General features: G+C 59.6%; 6 protein-coding genes and 1 pseudogene. 1 reads left to right on the top strand and 6 read right to left on the bottom strand.

The features are described from left to right. Positions 1-145: 145 nt before the first annotated feature. A complete protein-coding gene (locus JOZ76_RS26165; protein WP_291703539.1) occupies positions 146-772 on the bottom strand; it encodes a hypothetical protein in 627 nt (208 codons plus the stop codon). A gap of 402 nt (positions 773-1174) precedes the next feature. On the opposite strand from JOZ76_RS26165, the gene JOZ76_RS26160 reads away from it, so the two are divergent. Continuing rightward, positions 1175-1309 carry a hypothetical protein gene (locus JOZ76_RS26160; protein ID WP_291703542.1) on the top strand — a complete coding sequence of 45 codons (135 nt, stop codon included), beginning with the start codon at positions 1175-1177 and terminating at the stop codon, positions 1307-1309. A gap of 101 nt (positions 1310-1410) precedes the next feature. Here the strand turns inward: JOZ76_RS26160 and JOZ76_RS26155 are convergent, their stop codons facing one another. The 5 genes and pseudogenes from JOZ76_RS26155 to JOZ76_RS26145 form a co-directional block, all read right to left on the bottom strand. Continuing rightward, positions 1411-1683, bottom strand: coding sequence for a hypothetical protein (locus tag JOZ76_RS26155; RefSeq protein WP_291703537.1), 273 nt, complete (start codon positions 1681-1683; stop codon positions 1411-1413). A gap of 564 nt (positions 1684-2247) precedes the next feature. Then, the gene (locus JOZ76_RS26150) at positions 2248-2457 is read right to left on the bottom strand and encodes a PRC-barrel domain-containing protein (RefSeq protein WP_291703536.1); all 210 of its coding nucleotides are present in this window, start codon (positions 2455-2457) and stop codon (positions 2248-2250) included. An 807-nt stretch (positions 2458-3264) separates the two neighbouring features. Further along, complete coding sequence (locus JOZ76_RS38370; RefSeq protein ID WP_441300098.1) at positions 3265-3591, bottom strand: GFA family protein; 327 nt, start codon at positions 3589-3591, stop codon at positions 3265-3267. Next, positions 3584-3646 (bottom strand): annotated as a pseudogene (locus JOZ76_RS38620) (GFA family protein); the annotation flags it as partial. The gene JOZ76_RS38370 and the pseudogene JOZ76_RS38620, both read right to left, overlap by 8 nt. 117 nt (positions 3647-3763) lie before the next feature. Then, on the bottom strand, positions 3764-7147 hold the full coding sequence (locus JOZ76_RS26145) for an adenylate/guanylate cyclase domain-containing protein (RefSeq protein ID WP_291703534.1): 3384 nt from the start codon (positions 7145-7147) through the stop codon (positions 3764-3766). Positions 7148-8681 lie beyond the last annotated feature (1534 nt).

Raw genomic sequence — 8681 nt, 5'->3', positions numbered from 1 at the left:
GCGCAGGATTCCGCCACGATCTGCGCCTTGACATCGTCGCTCCAACGACGGCGCAGGGGCCGAGCATGTGACGCGTCAACAACATCCGAAATCATGTTGCGATCCGCTCTCTTCATGACGGAGCACATATCGCAGGGCGGCCCGCCTACAACAAGGTGCGGGAAAACAACCGCTTTCGCTTCACACCCTCAGCGCCGATTACCACCGCGGCGGCTTCCGAGCCGTCCTTTTTCATAACGACGAAGACCTTGCGCCCAACGGCCAGTTGCTCGGCCGGCGCCTTGTCAAAGGCGACGACCGTCGCGCTCGTCGGGATTGTGATAGTCTGTTCACCGCCGGAGTAATTCAGCCTGACCACACGGTCTGTTCCGACCTCTTCGATCTTGGCGATATTGGCGTTGGTCATCATGTTCGGCTTGGATTCAAGATCCCAGGGATAGTGCCCCTCGGCCAGACCCCGCAGCGATTCATCAAACACATGAACTTCGCGCGCGACGCGCTTGCCGTCCTGCTCGACAGACGTAATGCCGACGAACTTGCCGGCCTGGATGGCGCTCATGTTGGCCGTGGTCACATGGAAAAGGCCTGCGTCGTTGGCGAGTTTGATCGATTCCGTTCCGCCCTTGGCGGTCTGGACGCTGATCGTTCCGTCCTTCGCGGCGGTCAGCGTGCCGCGGATATGCGCCTGCGCGAAAGCTGGCGCGGAAAGCAGCACACCAACAAGAACCGTAGCGGCTGCAATCGGTACCCAAAGAGTTCGAGACAAGAGCATCTGATTTCACTCCCTTTAGCGCTCGTCAGACAAGATATGCCCACCCCAACGACTAGAATGCGGGTAATTGTGGCGATCATAGAAGAGCAATAGCTACATCGACTATGCAGGTTCGGCAAAGGGACAGAGCGGAGCGACAGATCGGCACCACCCGTGGCGAGATAGTCGGCCCGGTCTTCCTTCAGAAGCCGACCCTCGGTCCGATCAAGCTGATCGGCCGCGTCGGGCCAAGAGCCGACAACGAAGCGTCAATGCGCGGCCTTCGATCATTCGCGACGTGAACGAGACCAAACCAGAGCCGACGCCGGTCACTGCGAGAGGTCATAGATTCATGCGCAGCACATCATCCGCAGCGCCTAGACGGCGGCCAAGAGAACATCTTGCATTGATTGGCTATTGCCGGTGAAGATGATCCTGGACATGGACGATTGTGAGCAGCGCCAAAACGCCGAGCAGGAAGGTACCCGCGCTTATCTCAACGTGGTTCTTTTCAAGCTGACCATCTGTCATGCTCCTCCTGGTAAGCCTGCTCGTTAACGAGATCGACAATCTCCTCCGCGGCCGGCTCGCTGTGAGCCTCCGCGAGAGGTTTGCCTCCGTTCGTCTTCACAACCGTCTTGTCGGCTTCGACTGGGAAGTCATCGGGACGGATCGCAGGTTTTGTCATGGCGCTCCTCAGCAACGGGGGGTCCTACCAGCGCAAACATCGGTTCAAGCTCTTCGCTGACTTGCCTCAACACACTGGCCGCTAGTTGCGGGTCAGCCGCCCCGCTATCGACGAGACTGGCGTGCCAAGACGTGCCGGTCTCGACGATTTCGACCGACGTGATGGCGATTTCCTTCACAAGCTCGCAGCCTCGATGCGCCCGAACCGCGGCCAGGACCTTGGTGGACAGCTCCTGATGGGTCATCGCACGCTTGCACATCAGCTGCCCTCAACAGCGAGTGGATGATCTACCCAACCGCGAGACGGTCACGGGAGTTTCGTGAACTTTAGATGACATAGAGCCGGGGCTCTGATGCAAGCGGCTACCGGCCGATGAGCTTCTCAAAGCCGACCAAAAGCGAGAAGCCGATTCCAGTCACGGCAAGAAAGGCAACAAAATGCCAGATCCGTTTCATGCTGGAATAACCAGCCAACGGCGAGACGGTTGCCCCGTCAACTGAAGCGACCTCACTCGCTGTTGTCGCGTTTGGGCTTTCATCTCTGACCTGAACATCATGCTCGCAAAGACTACCAAACGAAGTTGCTCGCGGTTGCAGTCACACTCCGCCTGTAGGGCGCGATTGCGACGTTGAAGCTCGCGGCGCTCTGCCTCTCTTCGATTGCGCGCTGGGCTCGAGCGAATAGGGAATCATTCATTCGGCCAGCGTGTCATCGCTGCGAATGCCACGCCATGTCACACGTTAATATCATCGCCCTCAGGGGGCGGCAATGGACTGCGCTCTGGGCAGCGGGCGGTCCATCCGCCGGTCTAGCTCTGCAGAAGCTTGATGGTTGAGACCGGCCATCTTCCCTCATGACCTTTGATCGAAATCCGAAGCCCGTGCAATTCGTCCAGCCAAACGTCCTCCACCGTGCCTGCCTTTCCGTCGGTAAGAACGACGGCTTTGCCGATCAATTCAGATTGCGCCTGACCATACTCTTTCAAAATCTTTGAGGCATGGCGCTTCACCGATGGCATTGCTCGTCCCTGTTCGGCAGACGCACCTGCAGCTCAGCGGTTCCAATGCTCCGCATCGGGAACGATTGAAGGTGATTGCTCCTCCAATCCGTGGAGCCGATCGATTTGCACCTTGAGGCTTGCGGGTGGTCCGGGCTCTGGTTTCAGCGACGTGCGGAGGACCTCGCGAATCTCTCGAAGGATTGCGCGACTGTGTACGTAGTCGATGTCGATGTGGGTGCGCATGGTGAGCCTTCGCTTCGTCAAAAAACGACGCTACAAGCAACCGCCGCTCTCCCCCCGCGACCGATCCGGCGCGGTTGGCGATTTCAATGGAGACCGCCGCTTTTGGCTATCTGCGCGAGCGCTTGTGTTGAGAACAGCGGGCCGCTGACAGCGACCTTTGGCTATCCCGCGACATGCGCCGTGTAAGTACCGGCGAGCGACCGTCTCATGTTGCTAAAAGCCTAGCAGGGGCTTTCGTTCCCTTTGATCTCTCATCGCGATGCGATGTCGCATTCGATGAGGAACCACGAAAGTCGACAAGATCCGCATGTCCGGCTTGGGTCAGACTCGGTCTTGCAGGGCTGTCTTTGCTGTCGGCGTGTCTTCATTCGAAAGCTGACGCTCGGTCTGATCATGCCGATCGGCTGCATCGGGCCAATTCCGGAAGTCGCCGAAGTCATTCCATACATTTGCGATGCTATGCAGTCGAGCACCGTGCCCGCGCGAATTTTCCACCGGGACTGGCGCGTACCATATGGCCCGCCCCCTGACTGGAATCCGATGCCATCCTGAGAAATACCGGCCGCGCACAATAGCTCAGCTTTAAGCAGGCATCCTTGCGAAGTTTTGACAGCCTTCGGGTATTGAAGTCCAGTGCTCCTTGCTGTCACAGTAGACGTGCATTTTAGGATCGAGCCAACTCGTGTCGTCGAGGGTGCCAGCCTTAATAAAAGCTACGCATGGCATGACGGCAACGTCCGAGAAGATTGGCGATCCGCACTCTGGACAAAAATTCCGTTCAACCGGCTGACCACTGTCGCCAGTGTCGTGAAATGTCTTAAGTTGCCCCTGAATTGACATTGCGGATTTCGGGATTCTGACCAGCACCGAGAAAGCGGTTTCCCGTCTGCTTCTGACAGTGCGTGCAATGGCACACCCCGACGAAGGCAGGATCTGCGTTCGCCGAATACCTAACTTGGCCCACAAAGACAGCCGCCGGTCATTTCCACCACTTTATCCTCCTGTAGTTGGCCTCCATTGGAGAGACGAATAGTACCAGTAGGTCGCGCGCCAAATTCTTGAGTCCGCCGTGGCGCTGCCTTTATGCTAATTCGTCGAGCAGGACCTCGGCCTGCTTTAAATCGAGCGTGTCGAACCCTTCGGTGAACCAGCCATATGCTGAGGCCAGAAGATTACGTGCCTCGTCTCGCTTGCCCTGATCGCGCCAAAGCCGCGCCATGCTCATCGACGCCCGGAGCTCCCAGGACTTCGCCTGCTGCGCACGTGCAATCGCCAGCGCACGCTCGAAATGGGCTTCCGCTTTAGCCGCATCCGGCTCCCGCGCCCTGAGCGCGATATCGCCTGCAATTCGATGAACATCGGCCTCGCACCACCTGTCCTTGGTTGTTTCCACCGCCGTCATCGCATCACTAATGCAGCGCCAAGCGTCTTGGCATTGACCAAGCTCTGCATGGGCTCGCGCCAAATGTGGCAAATATAGAGGCGTCCATAATGTCGACCCCGTTGACCGCCATCCGGTTAGCCCAGACTCAGTTCTTTTGACGGCGTCCGTGGCGTTGCCAGTCAGCGCCAACAACAGACCTTGATTCAGGATCCCGAACGCTTTCCAAATCATGGCACGCTTTTCGTTCGCCAGAGCGACAACTTCATCGGCAAGTGCATTGGCTGTCCCGTAGTCCCCACGAAAGGTGTAAGGCAATTGTGCATGGCTTATCGCGTACATCAGCGTAGCGGCATGGCCGATCTCGCGGGCATCCTTTAGCGCACGCTCAATATCCGTGAGCGCTGCGTCGGGATAGCCAAGTAACCACAGCGCAAGAGACCGATAGCACAGGATGGCCACCCCAACATCTTGGCCAAATCGCGTGGCCAACGGGCGATGCTCGGCAGGATCGTAGAGCGCAATTGCCTGATCGTATTGGGCGCGGCCCAGCGCGACTTCTCCAGTGAAGAGCAAGGACTGGCCCATAAGGCGATGCCCGATCATAAGCGGCACAGTAGCCGCCTGCTTCTCCGCGAGCGCCAGGAATTGCGCCGCAAGCTCGCCGACCACATCGCCGTCGAACGCGACGTAATTGGCAACCCAGAATCCGTAGAGAACCGAAAATAACAGCAGCGGGTCTTCGGGAGGTTCTCCGAGCGCTTCGGCTTGTTCGATCAGCAGACGTGCCCGCTCCGCGGCCGCCTTGGTTTCCGGCGACGCATATCCCTTGACGTGGACAAGAGGGGTAATGAGCGCAACCTGAAGCTTAATCTGCTCTCGCCGGCGTGCTGGTGTGGCGGGCAAGGCCGCGATCTGGTCAAGTGCCCGGCCTAGTTGCACTACCGCTTCAACAAGTGCTGAGCGTTCTAGCGACCGTCGTCCCGCCTTACCCCACCATCCCGTGGCCTTCTCTATAAGTCCGGCTTCCGTGCAATGCCGCGCCAACAGTTCGGGTCGGGTCTCGGCTATCTCTGCAAACTGGTTCTCGAGTGTATCAGCGATGCGAGCGTGCAGTGCTCGTCTCGGCTCGCGCAACAATGTGCCGTAGGCCGCGTCTTGCACCAGGGCGTGCTTGAAGAGGTAGCTTGCATGAGGTGGCAGGCCCTGCCTGAATAGCAAACCGGCCACAATGAGACGGTCGAGCGCCGATGCCAGCTCCGTCTCTGGCTTGCGCACCACCGCGGCCAGCAGTGCATGAGCAAACTCACGACCTATCGCCGCCCCGATCTGTGCCACCTCCTTGGCCGGGCCGAGCCGGTCGAGCCGGGCCATCAGAGAGGCATGCAAGCTCGCGGGGACCGCGGGCGCCGGGGAAGGAACCGCGGCCGCAATCTGCATCGCTTCCAGCTCGCCCCCAGCCTCGAGCACTGCCTTGGTCATCTCCTCCACGAACAATGGGATGCCATCGGTGCGCTCGACAATGTCCTGCCTAATGTGCGCCGGCAGTGACCTGTTGCCGATGACGCGGTCGATCATCGTTCCGACCTCGCGATGCCCCAGCCGATTGATCGCAAGCGCTGTTACGTGCGGCTGTCCTACCCAGGGCGCCACGAACTCCGGCCGAAACGTCACGATCATTAGCACGCGAAGAGCCGCGATCCGGTCTAGTATGCGACCGAACGCTTCCAGGCTCGTGGGGTCACCCCAGTGTGCATCCTCGAAGATCATGAGCACGGGGCCGGAGCGCGCCAGGGTCTCCAATTGTAGACCGAGTGCTGTGAGCGTTCTCTGCCGGCGCTGTTCAGCACCTCGCTCCAGAGCGGGGTAGCGTCCGTCGTTGGGAAGTGACAACATGTCGGCTAGAAGCGCCGCGTCCTCCTTGGACGTCGAGGTCTGAGCCAGCAGCGCATCGAGTTTGTTGAGCTTTGTTTGCGATGTGTCGCCATGCGCAAATCCGGCAGCACGTTCGAGCTGCCCGATGATCGGATAAAAAGCGCTGTCCGTGTGTTGTGGCGAGCAAAAATACCGCAACCGCATGTGTGGTTCGCCTGTGAGTGCTTCTATGAGCGCACTGGACAGCCTGGATTTGCCGATGCCGGCCTCACCGGACAGCAGCACCACCTGCCCTTCGCCGGCTTTGGCTCTCGCCCAGCGCCGCAACAGCAGTTCAAGCTCTTCCTCTCGTGCGACCAGCGCAGTTAGGCCACCGGAGTGCATCGCCTCGAAGCGGCTCTCGACAGAACTAGATCGCAGCACTGCTAACGCGCGCACCGGCCCGGCAATCCCCTTCAGCTCCCTCGGCCCGAGGTCCTGCAGCTCGAAGAGATTGCCGAGCAGCCTGCGCGTAGCCTCAGCAATAACGACCGTGTTCGGCTCGGCGATGCCTTGAAGGCGTGCCGCAAGGTTCGGTGTCTCACCTACAATAGCGCGCTCCTGCGCTGCGCCGGACCCGACAAGATCTCCGACGACGACAAGGCCTGTGGCAATTCCAATGCGCACCTGTAGAGGCTCGCGCACCGGGAGTGTGGCAACCGCATCGATTAGCGCCAAGCCGGCCCGCACGGCACGCTCGGCGTCATCCTCATGCGCTGCCGGATAGCCGAAATAAATCAGCACGCCGTCGCCCATAAATTTGGCGACGAAGCCCTCGAAACGGCCCACAGTATCGGAAACGCACGTCTGATAGGCTGAAATGACCTCGCGCAAATCCTCGGGGTCCATGCTCGCGGAGAGCGCCGTGGAACCGACCAGGTCAGAAAACATCACGGTAATGTGGCGGCGCTCGGCGCGGTCCTCCGGGCCTACCGGTGACGACCGAGATGCACGTGCTTCATTCTCAGAGGAAAGTTGAGCGTCCTCATCGGTCCGTAGAGCAGCGATTGCATCAAGGAGCTTGCGGCGGTGGCCGACAATAGAGACGCCGAGGTCCTTCAGGTCCTCCGCCGTTAGGTTCGGAAGGATCGTCTCGTCAATCTCGTTCTCGCGGAATGCCGCCTCATATTGTTCGAGGCCAAGCCTCCGCAGCCAACCTCCGACGTCCATGGCGGCGCCCCTGGTTCGGCTAGCGCGGCATAATCCCCCTAGCGGGACAGCCTGTCTAGGGGACGCCGGAATGACCGGTTCGGGTCAGATTCGGAAAGGCTCGCGATGAGCACAATGGGTCCGCTGTGCCCCGAGCAGCTGACTCAAGAAGAGACTTTGGAGGACGTCTGCGTCGGGCCAAAAGGCGGCTCTCGAAAGAGGCCGTTATCGTCTGCGTCTTTCTTCTTTGGCGAGTGCCGTTAGAAACTCTTCAAGTACTGATCTACCGGCGTACTCTGCTGCTGCTTGGGATTGATATCCACTACGACCTACTATCACCCCCATGGGGCTACTGTGGCGCCTCAGTTCCCATCGCCAAGGGAAGGTACCTTGGCCCGTGTCGAACGCTGCGGTGTAGTAGTCCGGCTTCATTGCCATATGGGCAAGATTGCACAGCAGGGTAAAGGCCGCCAACTGAGGCGGCCTTACGCCGCGTAAACACCCTCCCCCGCCGGGCATGCTGTCCGGCGGGGGCTGCGGGTGGATGGCGTGAGGCTAGGGATAAGTCCTAGGTGTCACCACAAGGACCCGCACGCAGCTATCGAAGCGGGACGGCCGACTTACGGCAAGCTCAAGAATTGTGCACCTTCCCTCAGGGACATCGTGCGCGCTGTTCGGCTCGGGGTCATTCGCGTCGGTTAGGCCGCATGCCGGCCATTTCCGGTCTACCACTGACAGCTGACATGTACGGAGGCGCTCGCCACTACGACGTACCGCTGCAGGCTTACCGGCAACCGTCACGTCTGACGTGAGATCGTACGGGATGCGTATTCCGACACGATGATGGGTCATCGAGCAGCCGGCGGATGTACCCGGCGCTTGATCATCTCGAGGCGGTGCAGAGTTGATACTCTGCGGGTCTGTTGCAGCGCGCCCGTCGCATAGGTTATGGTACCGCAATACAGATGCATCCGATGCGATCGGAAATCGCTGCGTCCTCGTCACCGCGATCGAGGTCCTGCCACGCCAGAGCAACACGCAGCCAGCTCTGCCGCTCGCGTTCACAAGTCGCTGCCTTGGCCCATCGCATGGCTGTTTGTGCCTGCGCTCGATAGTCGTAATTGATGCTCAGGAAGTGCTGTTCCTGCCCTGTAAACTCCGCAAACCGAAATCGGTTTCTCCGTAGAAGCACTAGGCCACCCGCCCGGACCATTGACTCATATCAAGCCCGACGAGTGCCGAACCCCGAGACCGTTGCTGACTACTAGTCTAGGAGTTGGCTTCGAGGGCGCCACGAAATGATCGCCAGCGCGCGGAGAGGACCATGACGACGGACGAGCCTCCGAGCGCAGAAGAACCTGGGCGCATTGTTGAGGAATACATCGCCGACCTGCGCGAGGTTCTGAGGAAGCTGCGCAGGCTGTTCAACTGATTGGCATCGCGCGACCACGCGGGCGCACGATCAATAGTTCCGCGAGCGATCCTCCATCGACATGCTGGCAGGGAGAGCGGTCAGCGTTAACGTTACGCACTTAGCTTAACGAGCGGGATCTGT

This window comes from Bradyrhizobium sp., assembly GCF_019244115.1.
Classification (GTDB): domain Bacteria; phylum Pseudomonadota; class Alphaproteobacteria; order Rhizobiales; family Xanthobacteraceae; genus Bradyrhizobium.
The sequence above is the reverse complement of the archived record's forward strand: the minus strand, read 5'-3'. Positions and strand labels throughout refer to the sequence as shown.